Source organism: Hymenobacter baengnokdamensis (assembly GCF_008728635.1).
Lineage (GTDB): Bacteria > Bacteroidota > Bacteroidia > Cytophagales > Hymenobacteraceae > Hymenobacter > Hymenobacter baengnokdamensis.
In genome coordinates this window covers 3,236,994-3,255,203 of record NZ_CP044285.1, presented here as the reverse complement: position 1 = coordinate 3,255,203, position 18,210 = coordinate 3,236,994, and the positions used below count along the sequence as shown (strand labels likewise).

Below are 18,210 nucleotides of genomic sequence, written 5' to 3'. Positions count from 1 at the left end.
CGCGAGCCACCAGGGACTCGCCAAGCCCGCCAATTGTATATTAATATTAACTTTAAATATAGAAAATATATAATATAAATCTACTCAATGGTTCTTTTCCTTTCTTCCTCGCTGGCAGTTTTGCGCTGGCGGGCACTGGCTACCTTGCTGTTGCCCAGCCTGTAGGATAGACTCAGGGCCACCCGGCGCGTGTCGTTCCACTCAACGAAGCCATTGCGTTGGTTGAGGTAGTCCACATCGATGCGGTTGCGGTTGCCGTAGAAAATGTCGCCGACGGCCAGGCGAAGGCTGGCCTGCTGGTTAAAGAGGCTTTTGCGCACGGCCAGGCTCACGTCGTAGGTGTAGCCCAGGTGGTAGATGCCCTGAACGCTGGGTGATAAGTACCAGGCATTTAGCTCGGCTTTCAGTCCTAGCTGCTTGCTGACCTCGAAAGCGTGGTTGGTGGTGGCATAGCCTACCAGCACGTGGTAGTTGTAGCTGCCGCCCAGGTAGGTCGATTGTTCTTGCCGGTAAGAAAGCTGGAGCAGGGTGTTAATTTCCCACCACGGGTAGGGGTGCACGGGCAGCGAAAGGTAGGCGCCGGCTTCCTGGCTAAGGGCCAGGTTTTGCTGCGTGTTGTACAACAGGTTGTTCGCGTTGTCCTGGACCGTAATACTGCTGAAGTAGTTGGTGGTTTTGCGGGCGTAAGCCGTTAGGTTGTAGATGCCTTTGTACACGAAGCCAAGGCTCAGATTGTGGATGTAGGCGGGCTGCAAAGTCGGATTCCCTTCCCGAAAGGCGTACGGGCTGGTGTAAAACCGGAAGGGATTCAGGCGGGCATAGTCGGGGCGGTTGATGCGGGCTCCGTACGTGAAGGTCAGCTCTTTGGTATTGGAAAGCGGATAGCGCAGATAAAGGGAGGGAAACAGGTTGAGGTACTGCCGCTCCGTAAGCTGGTTAGTGTAGTGGGAGTTGGCTTCCGACCAGGTATACTCCACCCGGCCACCGGCCTTGTACTGCATGTGCCGCAGGGCTCCCGCCAGGGTGGCGTAGCCTGCCGACACGCGCTCGGCGTACTCAAACAGGTCTTGCTGGCGGGCGTTTACTTCCTCCAGCCCGTTGCGGCTCTGGGAGTAATCGAAGTGGCTGGTAGTTTGGACCCAGCTCTGTTTCAGGCCGGCTTCCAGGGTCAGGCCGTGCGCTACCTGGCCCGAGTAATCTACCTTGCCCGACCAGATGCCAATTTTTTGCTGGGCCTGGGTACTGATGGTGAGAGGCGGCGAAAGCGGGTCTCCCGCGGCCGAATACGTGGTATTGGCTACCAGCTGGTTGCTGGTGCTGGAAAAAGGCGCGTAGTCCAGGTCAGCGCTCAGGCTGCGGCCGGCGGTGTCCAGCTTGGCTTTGTAGTTAAGGTTGTAGCTGAGCTGATTGGTACTCCCTGCCGAGCTGTTGCGCGTGTCCAGCACAGAATCGGGGGCAACCGCGGTCGGCCCAAAAATGCGGGTGAGGATATTCGTGCGTCGCTCTGTGCTGCCCGCGTTGCCCAGCATCAGCACGCCCAGCACCTGCTTATCCGACAAGTTATAGTCCAGCCCCAGCTGAAAGCTGTTGCCACGGCCCTGTACGTCGCCGGCCTTGTTATTTAGCCAGGTGGCCGGGTGGCCAGGGTCTTCGAAGATGACGTACTCGTCTTCCAGGCGGCGCTTCTTGCGGTTGCTGGCCCCGTAGTTGCCGTAGAGAGCCAGCACGCCCCGACGGTAATTGACCACTGAGCTGCCAGTCTGGCTGTTATAGGTTGCCTGCTCCGTGCTGGCACCCAAGCTGGCGTTGAGGCCATCCTTAAGGCTTTTTTTTGTGATGATGTTCAGGATGGCGCCCCCTTCCGCATCGTACTTAGCCGGCGGGTTGGTGATGACTTCAATCCGGCTGACGTTGTCGGAGGGCAGGTTCTTGAGGTAGTTGCTCAGGTCATCGCTGGAAAGGCGGATGGGGCGGTCGTTGAGGTAGACCAGCACCGTTTTATTGTTGGCCGACAAGCTGCCATCGGCTTTTACCTGCACGCCCGGGGCCCGGCTCAAGGCATCCCACACGGTGCTGCCCTGCGCCAGAATACTGCGCTCGACGTTGAAGATGGTGCGGTCAATCGTTTGCTCGTAGAGGGGCTTGCGGGCCGTAACCGTTACTTCCTGCAGCAGGTGCGGGTCGGGGGTAAGGGTGACGCGGAGCGTATCCAGGGGCAGGGTAACGGGCTGCGAAAACTCGCGGTAGCCCAGCAGGGAAATCTTCAGCACGTAGGCGCCGGGGGGCAGTTTCGTAAACTGAAATACCCCGCCGGTGGCCACGCCGGTGTGCACGTACTTGCCCTCCTGAAAAAGCGTAACCGTGGCCACGTCCAGCACCTGCTGGTGCTCATCCTTCACTATCAGCTGAGCCCGGCTTATGAGGATGGTGCCTGCCAGCAGGCTGCCCAAGCAGCAGAAAAATTTCCCTCCCATCTGACTTGCTGTTTCGAGTGCGAAAAACTACAAGCCAAAACTATCGGACTGCTATGTAAACGAAAGTTAAATAAATTTGTAAGAAGTTAAATCTTTCTTTAGTTGCTGCCGGGCTAAAAAATTAGCTGTAATATCCCGGTATGAAAACCAGCTGGCTCCGCTTTGCCTACCCCGTTACGTTCTGCGCTCTTCTGGTCAGCATCGGGCTACAGGTAATCTGGCTGCGCCAGCTGTTTGCCGCGCAAACAGAGCAGTTCCGCGCGGAGTTGGAGCACGAGGTGAGCGAAGCTGCCAAGCAAACGATTTACTCTAGCCTGACGGAGAAAAGCAAGCGCATAAAGCAGTTTTTCATGTCCGACGAATGGGCTCAGCTGCGGCAGGCCTTCGACAACATGAAAATCAACAACGTGTCAAACGTATTCGATTATGGCATCGACGCGGATAGCGGCTACGTGGAAATTAAATTTTCCTTTCGGAATGCCACCGCTAAAGTCCGGGCCACGCGGGCCGCTCCAAAGGGTCCGCAACGCCCCCCCGCGCCTAGTCCCATCGACCGGGTTACCCTGCGGCGTATGCAGCAGCAGGTGACTTATCGGCTACGGAAGCTGGGTGTGCGCACGCCGCTCTACTACGTACTCTATACCTACGCCGATGAGCACGTGGCCGCCAGCAACCTGCCCGGCAAGCCGCAGGCGGCACGGGGGTTTATGAGTAAAATTTACTCCTTCAATCTCAAGCACGCGCATAAGTATCAAGCTATTGTCTTAGACATCAGCGGCGTGGTATGGTACCGGATGCGGTACTATCTGCTGTCCTCCGTCGTCATGGTTTTGCTGACTGGAATGGCCTTCTTTTTTATCCTGGACCTGCTGCGCAAGCAACGGCTCTACGCCGATGCCAAGCTGTCTTTTGTCACTAATATGACGCACGAACTCAAGACGCCCCTGTCAACGGTTGCCGTAGCATTAGAGTCTATCGTTAAGTATCAGCTAGTTAAAGAGCCTGAAAAGCTAGCCAGCTACATCAATATGAGCCAGGTAGAACTGCACAAGCTCACGCGGATGATTGAGCAGGTGCTCGCCATAAACAGCGAGCTGGAGGGCAACATCTCGCGGGAGCCTGAGTTGCTCGACATTCAGGAGCTGGTTCGGGAAGTGCTCGACTCCTTGCAGATGCGCCTGGCGGCGGCCGGCACCGTTGTGCGGTGGGAGCCGGTAGCCGAGCCCTGCTTTATTTATGGGCACCACGGCCAGTTAGCCAGCGTGTTTTATAACCTTTTCGACAATGCCCTAAAATACGGGGCGCCCCTGGCCCATCTGGAGGTCAGCTTTCGGTTGGTGGACGAGTGGGTGCACATTGCGGTAGCTGACGACGGGCCGGGCATGGAGGCCATCTACCAGGAAAAAGTGTTTGAGCGCTTTTTCCGGATTCCCAGTACCGGCTTTGTGCACAACGTCCGGGGCTCGGGCCTGGGCCTGCATTCCACCCGGCAGACTATCGTAGCGCACGGCGGCACCATCTACCTGGCCAGCCAGCCAGGCCACGGCACAACCGTTTACCTCAAGCTGAAAATTGCCGATGAAGATTCTATACGTTGAGGACGAGCCTTTTCTGGCACAGATTGTAAGCGACGGACTAACCAAGAATGGCTACGAAGTGCTCCATCTGAGGGATGGGGCGGCAGCGGCGGCGGCCTTCGAGCACTTTTCGCCCGCCCTCGCCGTGGTAGACATCATGCTACCTACCCTGGACGGGTATGCCCTGGTGGAAAAGATTCGGCGGAGCGGCAGCAAAATTCCAATCATCTTTCTTAGCGCCAAAGACTCCGTGGCGGACGTAGTCAGCGGCTTTCACCGGGGCGGCAACGATTACCTGCGCAAGCCCTTCAGCCTGGATGAGCTATTCGTGCGCATCGACTCCCTGCTCGCCCGGTTTGGTATTAGGGAAGCGGCGGCGCAGCCCTTGCAGCAAATTGGCAACTGCCAGGTCGATTTCCTGCATCAAAAGCTTCATACGCCCTCCGGTGAACATCACCTCTCGTACAAGGAAACCCAGCTTCTAAAGCTGCTCATCGAGCATCGCATGGACATCCTGGAGCGCCGCAACGCCTTGCTTAAAATCTGGGGCAACGATGACTACTATAATACCAGAAGCATGGACGTCTTTATTTCCCACCTGCGTAAGCTTTTGCAGGAGGATACCACTCTCCAGATTCTGACTATCCGGGGAGTGGGCTATAAGCTTCTTGCTACGTGAAGCGGCAGCGAACCCTGGCGCTAGCCAGGGTTCGCTACTGACTCAGAATTTCATGATTTAATTCATATTATAATATATAATAAATGTAACATATATGCACTGCCAACCCCGACTCAGTCGCGGTAATTCAAGGCCGGCTTGCGGTCGCCGAGCAGAGGCTTGTACACGTAGCTGCCCACTTGCTGCTGCAGCTCGGCCCTGGCTTTGGTCAGCAGCTCGGGGCTGGTGAAAAGGTCGATGGCCGTGAGGGTCATGGTTTTGGCCGCGACCATCATGCCCTTGGTGCCGATTTCCTGGCCGCTGCACGCTACGGCCTGCCAGCTGTGGGCGGGCGTGCCGGGTATCCAGGTAGCGGCCGTCAGGCCCACGGTGGGCACCACGTAGCTCACGTCGCCCACGTCGCTGCTGCCGCCCGCATCGCGGGGCTTGTACGCCCCGATTTCCGCCGCCTGAGTAACGGGCGGCGCGGGCACGCCCAGCGACGCCTGAATCTGCTGGCCAAAGGCCATTTCTGCCGGCGTGTAGCTCACGCCGCCCACCTGCTCCAGGTTGGCTTGCAGGTCGTGGGCCAGGGTTTCGTTCACCAGCAGCTCGTGCGTGCCGCCGATAATCTCATGGTCCACGGTTGTGCCGGTGCCCAGGGCGGCCCCCTCGGCGGCTTTCACCACGCGGTCGAACACGCTCTGCACAATGGCGCGGTTGGGATGACGCACGTAGTAATAAACCTCGGCAAAGTCGGGCACCACGTTGGGCGCCTTGCCGCCGTTGGTGATGACGTAGTGGATGCGCGTTTCCTGGGGCACGTGCTCGCGCATCATGTTCACCATGTTGTCCATTGCCTCCACCGCGTCGAGGGCGCTGCGCCCGCGCTCGGGGGCGGCGGCCGCGTGCGCGGCAATGCCGTGAAACCGGAACTTAACCGACTTATTGGCAATGTACTGGCCGGTCATGGCCGCGTTTTCGTTGCTCGGGTGCCAGTGAATAACCGCGTCCACGCCGTTGAACAGGCCCTCGCGCACCATGTACACCTTGCCGCTGCCGCCTTCCTCGGCGGGGCAGCCATACACTTTCACGGTGCCGTGCAGCTTACCTTCCTTCAGCAGGCGCTGCACTTCGAGGCCCGTGGCCACGCTGGCCGTGCCAAACAGGTTGTGGCCGCAGCCGTGGCCCGCATCCTGGCCGGCAATGGGCGTTTTGGTGGGCACCGCCTGCTGGGCCAGGCCCGGCAGGGCATCAAACTCGGCCAGCACGCCGATAACCGGCTGCCCGCTGCCGTAGGTAGCCACGAAGGCCGTCGGAATGCCCGCCACGCCGGCCTGCACCGCGAAGCCGTGGTCGCGCAGCGTTTTTTGCAGCAGCGCCGAGCTCTGGGTTTCCTTGTAGCCCACCTCAGCAAAGCCCCAGATGCGCAGGGCCAGCTGGCGGTAGTCGGCGTAGTGTGCCTGCAGCTCTTGCAAAGCCTGCGCTTTTAACGGCTCTGCCGGGCCGCCAATAGCGGGGGGGGCGGCTGGCCGAAAGGCCAGTAGGGAGATGCTGAGTAGGCCGAACAGGTACTGATGTTTCATTTACTTCCGGATTAATAATACAGAGTTTGCCCAGGCAGGAGCCAAGGCCTAGCTTAGCCGGCCGTGGGGCGGCTAAAGGTAGCAAGTTTACCCAGATGGCCGATTTTTGGCTTGCTAACAGAGTTGTTCTGCAGGGCAGAGGCTATCCACTGATAAAATTCTGATGAGAAAGGCAGGCCCGGTCCCACATGGGAGTAGTAGCTAAGCTAGTTGAGTAGTAAAGCCGTTTCCAAATCCGGGTGCCGGGCGAGCTGTCCGCTCTTTTGTTCACGCCACTCGTTCTTTCAATGAGCGGACAGCCGGCGAAAAGCCGGCAGCCCGCCCCAGATAAGCACTTCTTGGACCTGAAATTTGCACTATGCCGTATATTTACACTCTTATCTATAGCTAGATAAGCCAGCAAACTCGGTCATGCCAGTAATTATGCTAAAACGATGCGTGTTTGACGGGGAATCATATGCACGCCCTATCTGCTGAGAACCAGTATAATACGCTACTCGCGCAGCCAGCGTATCATCACCGGAAATCCTTCCGTGGTGGTCATTTCCATCCACACCAGCAGCGGCAGGCCCATATACTGGCCGGAGGCAAATAGCTGTAGCAGCCACTCACTCTGGCCCTTGTAGCCGGCCGGATGAAATACCACTGCGGGCGGAATCTCCAGCTTCAGGCAGGCGGCGTAGGTCCAGAGCAGCACGGCCAGCTCTTCGCCGTCTTTCTCGGGGTGGTTTTCCGTAACGTTGGCTTGCAGCAGCGGACGCTCGGCGGCGCGGGTCACGGCCAGGTGGCCGGCCTCGTGCAGCACATCGCCGGGGTAAAGCAGCCGGGTGCGGTCGAGCCACAGCTCGCCTTTTTCAATCAGCAGGCCCGGCAGGAAACCCGGCTTTTCGAGCGGTGCTTCGCGCACGGGCAAGCCAATAGCGGCCAGAAATGCCAGTATCTGGTCGAGATAGTGCGCCGGTGCCGGCGGGGAAGCCAGGTGGCCGGTTGCTGGGGCGGGGAGCAGCATAAAACGGGCGGTATCGAAGCGAGAGCTGCCAAGGTACCACCCGTAGCGAATCAGGCCGCTTACTGCTCGTACTGCCCCACGCTGAGCATCACCAGCGTGCAGGCTTCTTCGGTCTGGATGCCGGCGGCCTGCGCCTTGTGCTCCAGCTCGGGGTTTTCGGTGCCGGGGTTGAAGATGATGCGGCGCGGCTTGAGACTCAGAATGTAGTCGTACCAGGCTGGCTGGTTCTGGGGCCCGACGTAAAGCGTGACCGTATCCACACCCGGCTCCTGCGGCCGGTCGGTGTGAATGGCGAGGCCGGCCACCTGGCCTTTGCGGATACCTACGGGCACGACTTCGTGGCCGTGGCGCTGAAGGGAATGCACGGCGCGGTAAGCGTAGCGGTCGGGGTTGTCGGTGGCACCTAAAACTAAAGTCTTCATTATAAATTAATTAAAAGCAACAAGAACGTCCTGCTGAGCTTGTCGAAGCATCTCTACTACGTCGCGAGGGTCAGTAACTCCAACGGCATGGTAGAGATGCTTCGACAAGCTCAGCAGGACAACGATTGTTGAACAAACGAATTTTACCGCCCCACGGATACGGCCACTGCCTCGGCCACGCGCTCGCCGTCCATGGCGGCGCTCACGATGCCGCCCGCGTAGCCGGCGCCCTCGCCGCAGGGGTAGAGGCCGGCCACTACCGGGTGCGCCAGGCTGTCGTTGTCGCGCGGGATGCGGACCGGCGACGAGGTGCGGCTTTCCACGCCCACAATCTGGGCCGCGTTGGTGGCGAAGCCGGGGATTTTGCGGCCGAAGGCGCGGAAGCCCTGCCGCAGCCGCTCGCTGAGCACGGGGCCGAGGACGGCATCCAGCTCCACGCTCACCAGGCCGGGCTGGTAGCTGGTTTCCAGCAGGCTAGGGGAGAGCTTCTGTTGCAGAAAATCGCCCAGGCGCTGGGCGGGGGCCAGCTGGGTGCCGCCAGCCAGCCGGCAGGCCGTTTGCTCTATTTCCTGCTGCAGGCGCAGGCCGGCCAGCACGCCGTGCCGGGCCACGTCCATGTCGGCCAGCTCCACGGCGGCCACGATGCCGGAGTTGGCAAAGCGCGAGTCGCGGCGGCTGGGGCTCATGCCGTTCACCACCACCTCGCCGGGCGCGGTGGCCGCCGGCACGATGAAGCCGCCGGGGCACATGCAGAACGAGAACACGCCGCGCTGGGCGTCGCGCACCTTCGTTTGCTCCACCAGCGCGTAGCTGGCGGCCGGCAGCAGCCCGCGCTCGGGCCGGCCGTACTGCGCCGCGTCAATCAGGCTTTGCGGGTGCTCGACGCGCACGCCCAGCGCGAAGGGCTTGGCCTCGATGGCGATGCCGCGCTTATGCAGAATTTCGTATATATCGCGCGCCGAATGCCCGGTGGCCAGAATGGTTGCCTCGGCCTCCAGCGCCTCGCCGGTGTGCGTGACCACGCCGCGCAGGTGGTTGTTTTCCAAAATGAAATCCTCCACCCGCGTCTCAAACCGCACCTCGCCGCCGGCCTCAATGATGGCGTCGCGCAGGCTCTGCACCACGGCGGGCAGCTTGTTGGTGCCGATGTGGGGGTGGGCATCGACCAGGATATCGGGGGTGGCGCCGTGCTGCACCAGCCGCCGCAGAATGCGGCCCACGTCGCCGCGCTTGGTGGCGCGGGTGTAGAGCTTGCCATCGGAGTAAGTGCCTGCGCCGCCCTCGCCAAAGCAGTAGTTGGAATCGGGGTTCACGACGTGCTCCTTGTTCAGCGCGGCCAGGTCGCGGCGGCGGGTGCGCACGTCCTTGCCGCGCTCCAGCACAATGGGCCGGATGCCCAGCTCGATGCAGCGCAACGCCGCAAATAGCCCCGCCGGCCCGGCCCCTACAATAATGACCCGCCGCCGGGCCTGCCGCACGTCGGGGTATTCAAACCACGGCCCCAGCAGCTCGCGGGCGGGCGCGGGCGTGGCGCGGTCGTACACGTCGGCCCGCAGGCGGATGAGCGGCCGGCGGCCCCGCGCATCGAGCGAGCGCTTGCGGATGTGCACGAAGTCGGCTTCGCCGGGGCGCAGGCCGGCGGCGGCCAGAATGGCCGCGTAGCGGGCCAGCTCGTCGTAGGCTACCTCGGGGGCGAGGGCCAGGTCTAATTCTTGTTTCATACAGCAGGCGAACGGGAGTTAGCCGTTAAGCAAGCGCAAAATTACGATGGGGGGCGGGATGGCACCGCCTCCGCCTATTGCTGAATGCTTAGCGAAACATGGTTGCCACTTATACTTGAGGGAATTATACCCCCGGTGGAATGATTCCCGCTACTGCCAGCGCGGCAGTAACGGGAATCGTAATGTTAGCTGCTATTCAAAATGACAGTTCAAGAGCAAAAACAGATTGCAATTGCCTTTTCTGACAAGTTTCAGGAGTTTGACTTGGACTTAAAGCTGACAGCAGATGAGTTCCGTTTGTTTGATAACGGCATTTCTGCTAATAGCATGGACGAGAAATGGAACATCTTGGTGCTTGATAATTTTATGTGTTGGACTCGCAGTTGGACAGATAATCTTATTTATATAATTCAATTAAAAAGACAGTCAGATACTGTAATTCTCGAAAAAGGCTTTGTTACAAGAGACGAAACCAGATACATGAGCGAAGGCATTGAAGAGGACAAAACTATTTTTCTTCAACTTCTTCAGTTTTATTTAGATAGGGATGATATCTATGTTGACCCGGAATTTCAGCTCGACGTAATTAAAAAGATAATAAAGAAATTCGACCCAGCAGGGAAATGCAAAAAATCTATCGGACATACCGATGTAGGAGAAACCAAAAAGATTTACGAAGCTCTTACACAAGAAGACCTAAAGGCATACTATAGTGTTTTTGGATGGAACGAACTAAAACAGCACCTTTCTAACAGAGATGATAACGAGCCTTTACTCAGTTTGCACTTACTAGGCGGTCAAACTAATTCCTCTGTAGCTTATTACTTCGACAAAGAGGTAAAATCGTTATTGGGACAAATAGTGCTAAAGACCAAACTAACCAACAGCTAACATCGGTTTTGCAATATGATGGCTGATGAATAAGTACTGTACAATTGTACTACTATTGAAACTTAGTAATAAATTTAAAGAGACGGAACACGGAATTCCCTCACATCGCAAATCCGTTTTCCGTTACCTATACTTCGCGCCCGGCCTCCGCCACCTGGCGGCCCTAGCCGCTACGGGCAGCCTGGGGTTGCTGGCGGGCGGCGGGCTAGCGGCCGGGGCCGGGCGGCGGCATTTTGGCTAAGACAAAGGGCATTTTGCGTAAACCTGCTTTTCAAGGAGTTGTGACCTTTGCATCGTCAACCACCAGAACATAATCTCCGATGAAAGCAGTAAGAATTCACACATTTGGGGGGCCGGAGGTCCTGCAACTTGAAGACATAGCGCCCACGTGCTGAAGGTTGGGTTACCAACTCTTACGTCGATTGCCGCTAGCGCGGCAGTGGAGGTACAACCTCCACAAGAATTAAAGGCATGAGTTACGCTGCGCTAAACTCGCGCCAGGCCTTGCACGACCTTAGGGATTGCCGGCCAGTAAGCTCGTGCAGCGGGGGAAGATGCTTCGCAGGCTCAGCATGACAAACGTTTCTACTTTTGGCCCCATGCCCATGCCTGCAACTTCTGCTTCTCCGCTTCGCTCCATCGTCTCCGGCTCCATCGGCAACCTCGTGGAGTGGTACGACTGGTACGCCTACTCGGCCTTTGCGCTCTATTTTGCGCCCGTCTTTTTCCCCCAGGCCAGCCCTACGGCGCAGCTGCTGAATACGGCGGCCATTTTTGCGGTAGGCTTTCTGATGCGGCCAATTGGGGCGGCTTTTTTGGGGAGCTACGCCGACAAGCACGGGCGCCGGGCGGCGCTGCTGTTGTCGGTCAAGCTGATGGCGGGCGGCTCGCTGCTTATTGCCTGCGCGCCCGGCTACGCTACTATCGGGCTGGGAGCGCCGGCCCTGCTGCTGCTGGCGCGGCTCATGCAGGGCATCAGCGTGGGCGGCGAGTACGGCACCTCGGCCACCTACCTGAGCGAGATGGCCGGCGCGCGGCACCGGGGCTTCTGGTCGAGCTTTCAGTACCTTACCCTGATGGGCGGGCAGCTGCTGGCGCTCATTGTGCAGCTGACCTTGCAGCAGTTTATCACCTCGGCCGAAATGACGGCCTGGGGCTGGCGCATTCCGTTTGTTATCGGGGCTGGCGCGGCGCTCGGCGCCTTGCTGCTGCGCACGCACATGAGCGAAACCGCCGCCTTCGAGCAGGAGCAAGCCGCCGGGCAAGCCAGTGGCCGTCCCGCCCGGCTTTCGGCCCTGCAGCAGCTCCAGGCTTACCCCCGCGAAACCCTGACCGTGGTCGGGCTGACGCTGGGCGGCACGCTGGCGTTCTACACTTTCACCACCTACGCGCAGAAGTTTCTGGTGAATACCAGCGGCTTTACCAAGGAGCAGGCTACCCTTATTTCGTTTGGCGCAATGGCCGTGGCGCTGCTGTTTCAGCCGCTGCTGGGCGCTATCTCCGACGTGCTGGGGCGGCGGCCGGTGCTGCTGTTTTTCGGAATCGGGGCCACGCTGGGTACGGTGCCACTGCTGCGCACGCTGGCTCACACCAGCAGCACGTGGGGCGCGTTTGGGCTGCTGATTGCGGCGTTGTTCGTGGTGAGCGGCTACACCAGCATCTCGGCCATCGTCAAGGCCGAGCTGTTTCCGACCCACATCCGGGCGCTGGGCGTGGGGCTGCCGTTTGCGCTCACGGCGGCTATTTTTGGCGGCACCGCCGAGTACCTGGCCCTGCTGGCCAAGGAGCACGGCGTGGCCGAATACTTTTATTGGTACGTGACGGGCTGCGCCCTTATTTCGCTGCTGGTGTACTGGCGCATGGGCGAAACCAAGGCCAGGGGACATATGTAAAATAAATAGTTTTAGTACTATGTACTACGCAGCGTAATGCAGGACAGTTAAGTAGATTTAATAAAACCTGTTCTTTACAAAAATTTTAATTTCAGCAACCTATGAATGCTATCTTTCGGGGCGTGGCCATCATTGCCCTCCTGGCATTAAGTGAGTGTAAGGACGATGTATCCCCGCAATTACCTGCTGAAACCACTTCGGGAGCTAATACTTTTGGGTGCAAAATCGATGGCCAAATATTCGTGCCCCGCGCGTCCAGGAATGATTCGGGATTTGAATCTGGTTACCGCGTACTTGCCAAAGACTATTACCTTTTCAGTTTAAGTGCCGATGATTTTAGTGGCTACCCAGGCAAGTATGTAATAATTTCAACGGATAGCTTTCGGCTAGAGACAGGCCGGGTTTTTGACCTTAAAAAGGGTGGCGTGCAAATATTTGTCTTAAATGGAGATGGGGGAGACTATAGCTTTAGAGCTCATGATTCTGGCCAGTTAACAATTACGTGCTTCGACTCGGTCAGACATATTCTCTCGGGGCGGTTTGATTTTACGGCTAGTGCTGATGTAACTGGCGGCGTACTTCCTGGTAAGCAAGTACATGTTACTGATGGACGTTTTGATATTAGCGTTTTTTGATATTAATATTTGATGTATTGCTACCTGACGTTACGCAGGGCGACCCACCTACGTAACGTCAGGTACTACCAATCGTTAAGCGGCTACCTTCAAACTTATTGCCAGACTTACTACTTACTCACGCACACCTAAAAACCTTCCCTCACCATGCGTTTCCTGCCCCTTGCCGCCCTAGCCGGCGCTGCCCTGCTCTTCCAAACCACCACGGCGCTAGCCCAGGGCCAGATGCCCGAAGACAAATCGAAGCGCCCAAGCCCGCCGGCCATGGTAAAAACCTCGGTGGGCAGCACCGAAGTCACCATTGACTACAGCCGCCCCTCGCTGAAGAGCCGCGAGGCATTCGGGGAGAAAAGCCCCCTGGCGCCCACGGGCGAGGTGTGGCGCACCGGCGCCAACGAGGCCACCACCTTCACGGTGAGCAAGGCCGTGAAAATTGACGGCCAGCCGCTGGCGGCCGGCAGCTACGCGCTGTTTACCATTCCCGGCAAAGCCGAGTGGACCATCATCTTCAACAAAACGGCCAAGCAGTGGGGCGCGTTTAAATACGACGCCAAGGAAGATGCGCTGCGCGTAAAAGTGAAGCCCAAAACCCTGGCCGCGCCCGTCGAGCAGTTCACCATTACGGCTGATAAGTCGGGCAAAGTGGCGCTGATGTGGGCCAAGACGGAAGCGGATTTCATGGTGAAGTAAACCTGGCTTCACCCTTTACATAAAACGTCATGCTGAGCTTGCCGAAGCATCTCTACTGCGCCGCGTGGATTAGTAACCCTGGCGGCGCGGTAGAGATGCTTCGGCAAGCTCAGCATGACGTTCTTTTTTAATATTGAGTCAGTTATAAAATTCTATGGAAAAGCTCGTGCTGCTGCGCCACGGCGAAAGCGTGTGGAACCAGGAAAACCGCTTCACTGGCTGGACCGACGTGGACCTCTCGGAGCTGGGCAAACAGCAGGCGGCCCACGCCGGGCAGCTCTTGCAGCAGCACGGCTACACGTTCGACATCGGCTTTACGTCGGTGCTGAAGCGGGCCATCAAAACGCTGGACATTGCCCTCGAAAACATGGACCAGCTCTGGATTCCGGTGCAGAAGTCGTGGCGGCTCAACGAGCGCTTCTACGGGGCGTTGCAGGGCCTCAACAAGGCCGAAACCGCCGCTAAGTACGGCGAGGCGCAGGTGCAGGAGTGGCGCCGCTCGCCGCACGCCCACCCGCCGGCCATCACCCGCGACGACCCGCGCTTTCCGGGCCACGACCCGCGCTACCAGCACCTCACCGACCGCGAACTACCCCTGACCGAAAACCTGAGCGAGACCCTGGACCGGGTAATGCCTTTCTGGACCGAGAAGATAATGGGCGCGTTGCGTCGCAACCAGAAGGTAATAATCGCCGCCCACGGCAACAGCCTACGCGCCCTGGTGCAGTACATCGACCACCTCACCGATGAGGAGGTAACGGCCCTTGACATTCCGACCGGCGTGCCGCTGGTGTACGAGCTGGATGAGAATTTCAACCGCCTCCGGCATTATTATTTGCAGGAAGACGGCCCGGTGGCTGGTCCCGCTGCGAAATAGCTATTTTTGCGGGGTAGGCTTATCTTTAAGTTTCGCCTACCCCTCGCTGTTTTGTCCGACTCGCCCCACGCCCGCCTCGCCGCCCTGGCCGACCCCACTGCCGCGCCCGCCGACCAGCTGCCGCGCCTGCGCAAGCTGCTGGAATCGCTGCTGCGTGCCGACTACAAGCGCCGCAAGGCGCCGTTTGGTAACTTGTTTCAGGCAATAGGCGGGGCGTGCTACGCCCTCGAACTGTCGGCTGGCCTGCGCACCCACCTGCAAGACCTGCGCGTGGCCGCCAACCTGGTACTGCACGAAAGCTACCCCGGCACCGCCGCCGAAGTAGCCGCCGGCTTCGCGGCCGTGGCCGAATTGCTCGAAGCGCTGACCGGCGAGCCCTACGCCGGCCCGCGCCCGCCCGCGCCGGCCGAGGTGCGGGCCCACCTGCCGGCCGACCCGCCCGCCGCGGCCCCCGTCGAAACCGGAGCCGACCCGCGCGCCGTATGGCGGGTGCAGGTGGTGCACGCCGACCTGCCCGGCGGCGTGCTTACCGTGGAAATGAGCGCGCCCGCCGACGGCCGGCCGGCCGGCCCGTTTCAGCTGGAACTGCCCGCCGCCTACGACAATCTGCTGCTGGCCGCCGCCGCCCTGCACCCGGCCCTCAACCTCATCGGCCCGGTGCTGCTGCCCAGTGGCCGGGTGCGCCCGCGCCGCGTGGTCTTGGAGCCCGATTATCTTATCAGCGTCACGACCCTGGCCGAGTGCGCGCAGCGCGACGGCACGTTTGGCGAGCTGGCGCTGCTGAAATCCTTTCTGCCCGACGAGCCCTCGCGCTCGCTGGTCGTCGGGAACCTGGTCAACCGCCTGCTCGATGAGGAAGTCAGCCACGCCGCGAATCAGGTAGCCGTGAGCAGTGAACAGGTAACAGCGAGTAGTGGGCAGTTAGCAGTTGGGCAGGAAGCTGCTGCCAGCCAGACTGCCAACAACCAACAACCAACCCCTAAAAACCAACCCGACTTCGACCTTGAGCATTTTCTGACCAAGAAGCTCTTTCGCGCCGAGCCGCTCACGCTGAGTACCCTGCCCGAGTTTCAGACGCGTAATGGCGTGCCCGAGCTGCTGAACGATTTGCGCCGTCACCACCGCACGCTGCGGCAGGCGCGGCAGCAGGGCTTCGCGGTGCACTCGCGCACCGGCTACCAGCAGCAGCCCCTGCGCCTGGCCGACTGCTTCCTCGAGCCCACCTTTTTATCCGCCACCTACGGCCTGCAAGGCCGCCTCGACCTGCTGCACGAAAGCGCCACCGGCTACGACCTCGTGGAACTCAAAAGCTCGGTGAAAGTGCCCGTGGCCGAGCCCTGGACCAACCACGCGGCCCAGGCCCAACTTTACCGCTTATTGCTCGAATCGGTATTCGGGGCCGATGGCGAAACCGCCGGCCGGGGCCGCACCAGCATTCTGTATTCCAACGCCGCCGAAGACCAGCCCGCCGTGCGCCCGGTGGTGCAGAACCTCGATTTTGTCGACCAGCTGCTGGCGGCCCGCAACCAGCTCGTGGGCCTCGAGTTGCAGCTGGCCCGCGCCACCGGTCCCGGCCAGACGGCCGCCCTGCTGGCCCCGGTGCTGCGCCCCAACCTGGCGGCCATCCCGCCTTTCAACCGCGAAAAGGCTGAAAAAACCGCCCGCGTGTGGGCCGACGCCGACCGCACTGAGCGCGCCTACTGCCTGGAGCTGACCCGTTTCGCGGCCCGCGAGATGCGCCTGGCCCTGCTCGGCGACGAAAGCCGGCCCGGCGACGCCGGCGGCCAGGCCGGCCTCTGGCTGCTGCCGCAGGCGCGTAAGCACCAGAATTTCAGCCTGCTCGACGAGCTGGAATTAATCGAAGACCACAGCAACGCGCCCGATGACGCCCGCGCGGGCCTCGGCCCACACCTCATCTTCCAGCGCCCGGTGGGGGGGCGTGAAGTCAACTTCCGCGCCGGCGATACCCTGATTCTGTATCCGAGAAAGAAAGCAGTCGACAGCACTGCCGTGCGCGAAGCCGACAGCTTGCTAGTAGCTACCAGCTTGTCCGTACTCGATGCGCAGGTGGTGAAGACCACGCTGGCCGAAGACCTCGGGGCCGATGGCCGGGTAGTGCTGGCCGTGCGCAACCGCCGCATGGCCCCGCGCTACCTGCACGGCCACTCGCACTGGGCCCTGGAGCCCGATACCTACGACACCTTCCGGCGCGAGTGGGCGGGGCTGACGAGTTTTCTGAGCTTGCCGCCGGCCCGCCGCCGCCAGCTGCTGGCCCGCACCGCGCCGCGCCGGCCCGAAAACTGGGACGCCACCACGGCCGCGCCCGCCACCGAAGCCCGCGAGGTAGTAGCCCGCGCCCTGGCCGCGCCCGACTGGTTCGTGCTCTGCGGCCCGCCCGGCACCGGCAAAACCCGCTCGGTGCTGCGCGAGCTGGCCACCCGCCTCGTGGCCGACGACCAGCAGACGCTGCTGGCCGCCTATACCAACCGCGCCGTGGACGAAATCTGTGAGCAGCTCATTGAGGCCGGCCTGCCGTTTATCCGCATTGGCTCGCGGCTGGGTACCGCGCCGGCCTACCGGCCGTATCTGCTCGATAACATGATTCGCGACCTGCCCACCCGCCAGCTGGTGCGGGCGCGCCTCACCACCACGCCGCTCTACGTGGGCACCATCAGCAGTTTGCTGGGCCGGCCCGAGCTGTTTCAGCTGAAGAATTTTGACGTGGCCGTGGTGGACGAGGCCAGCCAGGTGCTCGAAGGCCCCATGCTGGCTTTGCTGGCCAAGGCCCGGAAATTTATCCTCATCGGTGACCATCGCCAGCTGCCGGCCGTGGTAACCCAGGAGCCAGAAGCCAGCGCCGTGGCCCCCGCCGTAGCCGAGTTGCTGCGCGAGCAGCTGGGCCTCACCAATCTGCGCAACTCCTACTTCGAGCGGCTGTTTCGCCGGGCCGAGACGCAGTGGCCCTACGCCCACGGCACGCTGGCCAACCAGTACCGCGCCCACGCCGAGCTGGCCGCGCTCGTCAACGACGATTTCTACGGCGGGCAGCTGCGCAGCCCCGCGCCCTGGCAGCACGCCAGCCTCAACCCCAGTGCCTGGCCCGCGCCACTGGCCCCTGCCGATGCCTTCGGCGAAGCCCTGCGCCGGCAGCGGCTGGTATTTGTGCCCACCCGCCGCCAGCCCGACGACTTCTCCCAGAAGGAATCGAGCCAGGAAGCCGAGCTGGCCGCCCGCGCGGCGCTGCAAGTGGCCCAGGGCTACGGCGCGCAGTTCGACCCCGACGCCACGCTGGGCATCATTGCCAGCTACCGCAACCAGGCGGCGCGCATTCGCGCCCGGCTGGCCCAGCTGGCCCAGGAGCACGGCCTGCCCGCGCTGGCCCAGGTCAGCGTCGATACCGTGGAGCGCTACCAGGGCTCGCAGCGCGAGGTGATTATTGTGAGCTTCTGCTGCCACCACGAGCACCAGCTCGAAGCCATGGTATCGCCCGACGAAACCGGCCAGGTCGACCGCAAGCTCAACGTGGCCGTGACTCGCGCCCGCCAGCAGCTGGTTTTACTGGGCAATGAGCTGATTTTGAGTCGCGCCCCGCACCACGCCGGGCTGCTGGCGCGGGTCCGGAAGGGCGGGGGCTGGGTGTAATATTGATAATATTAATTATACTATATTTTGCTCGCCATCGCTGGCTGTTGCCAGGCTGAGCGCGCCGCCGGATTCTGCTCAAACTGCTTCAGCGGCCGCCAATTGCGGTAATGGGTGAGGGTAATCGGTAGCAGCC

At 60.5% G+C, this 18,210-nt stretch carries 13 protein-coding genes; 8 read left to right on the top strand and 5 right to left on the bottom strand.

Annotation, left to right across the window (positions count from 1 at the left end; all coding sequences use genetic code 11):
- Window positions 1–80 precede the first annotated feature (80 nt).
- Window positions 81–2,450: an outer membrane beta-barrel protein gene (locus F6X24_RS13915; protein ID WP_191906331.1), complete on the bottom strand. Its 2,370-nt coding sequence runs from the start codon at window positions 2,448–2,450 to the stop codon at window positions 81–83.
- A gap of 164 nt (window positions 2,451–2,614) precedes the next feature.
- On the opposite strand from F6X24_RS13915, the gene F6X24_RS13910 reads away from it, so the two are divergent.
- Together F6X24_RS13910 and F6X24_RS13905 are read left to right on the top strand one after the other, a co-directional pair.
- Window positions 2,615–4,072 (top strand): sensor histidine kinase, encoded by a 1,458-nt coding sequence (locus tag F6X24_RS13910; RefSeq protein ID WP_151088592.1) that lies wholly within the window; start codon window positions 2,615–2,617, stop codon window positions 4,070–4,072.
- On the top strand, window positions 4,053–4,730 hold the full coding sequence (locus F6X24_RS13905; RefSeq protein ID WP_229725104.1) for a response regulator transcription factor: 678 nt from the start codon (window positions 4,053–4,055) through the stop codon (window positions 4,728–4,730). Before F6X24_RS13910 ends, F6X24_RS13905 begins: the two co-directional genes overlap by 20 nt.
- Window positions 4,731–4,843: 113 nt before the next feature.
- Here the strand turns inward: F6X24_RS13905 and F6X24_RS13900 are convergent, their stop codons facing one another.
- The 4 genes from F6X24_RS13900 to F6X24_RS13885 all read right to left on the bottom strand — a co-directional run bounded on the left by F6X24_RS13900 (window position 4,844) and on the right by F6X24_RS13885 (window position 9,447).
- The gene (locus F6X24_RS13900; RefSeq protein WP_151088589.1) at window positions 4,844–6,295 is read right to left on the bottom strand and encodes an amidohydrolase; all 1,452 of its coding nucleotides are present in this window, start codon (window positions 6,293–6,295) and stop codon (window positions 4,844–4,846) included.
- A 493-nt stretch (window positions 6,296–6,788) separates the two neighbouring features.
- Window positions 6,789–7,304, bottom strand: coding sequence for a hypothetical protein (locus F6X24_RS13895; RefSeq protein WP_151088587.1), 516 nt, complete (start codon window positions 7,302–7,304; stop codon window positions 6,789–6,791).
- A 59-nt stretch (window positions 7,305–7,363) separates the two neighbouring features.
- Window positions 7,364–7,729, bottom strand: a complete 366-nt coding sequence (locus F6X24_RS13890) for a CoA-binding protein (RefSeq protein ID WP_151088585.1) — start codon at window positions 7,727–7,729, stop codon at window positions 7,364–7,366.
- Between the two features lie 140 nt (window positions 7,730–7,869).
- Window positions 7,870–9,447, bottom strand: coding sequence for an NAD(P)/FAD-dependent oxidoreductase (locus F6X24_RS13885; RefSeq protein WP_151088583.1), 1,578 nt, complete (start codon window positions 9,445–9,447; stop codon window positions 7,870–7,872).
- A gap of 201 nt (window positions 9,448–9,648) precedes the next feature.
- Between F6X24_RS13885 and F6X24_RS13880 the strand changes: the two genes are divergently transcribed.
- From F6X24_RS13880 to F6X24_RS13855, 6 genes are all read left to right on the top strand, one after another.
- Complete coding sequence (locus F6X24_RS13880; RefSeq protein WP_151088581.1) at window positions 9,649–10,338, top strand: hypothetical protein; 690 nt, start codon at window positions 9,649–9,651, stop codon at window positions 10,336–10,338.
- Window positions 10,339–10,937: 599 nt separating this feature from the next.
- Window positions 10,938–12,230 carry an MFS transporter gene (locus F6X24_RS13875; RefSeq protein ID WP_151088579.1) on the top strand — a complete coding sequence of 431 codons (1,293 nt, stop codon included), beginning with the start codon at window positions 10,938–10,940 and terminating at the stop codon, window positions 12,228–12,230.
- Between the two features lie 101 nt (window positions 12,231–12,331).
- Window positions 12,332–12,865, top strand: a complete 534-nt coding sequence (locus F6X24_RS13870; RefSeq protein ID WP_151088577.1) for a hypothetical protein — start codon at window positions 12,332–12,334, stop codon at window positions 12,863–12,865.
- Window positions 12,866–13,012: 147 nt separating this feature from the next.
- A complete protein-coding gene (locus F6X24_RS13865) occupies window positions 13,013–13,555 on the top strand; it encodes a DUF2911 domain-containing protein (protein ID WP_151088576.1) in 543 nt (180 codons plus the stop codon).
- A 154-nt stretch (window positions 13,556–13,709) separates the two neighbouring features.
- On the top strand, window positions 13,710–14,432 hold the full coding sequence (gene gpmA / locus F6X24_RS13860; RefSeq protein WP_151088573.1) for a 2,3-diphosphoglycerate-dependent phosphoglycerate mutase: 723 nt from the start codon (window positions 13,710–13,712) through the stop codon (window positions 14,430–14,432).
- Between the two features lie 51 nt (window positions 14,433–14,483).
- Window positions 14,484–18,074, top strand: coding sequence for an AAA domain-containing protein (locus tag F6X24_RS13855; protein ID WP_151088571.1), 3,591 nt, complete (start codon window positions 14,484–14,486; stop codon window positions 18,072–18,074).
- The last annotated feature ends 136 nt before the right edge of the window (window positions 18,075–18,210 follow it).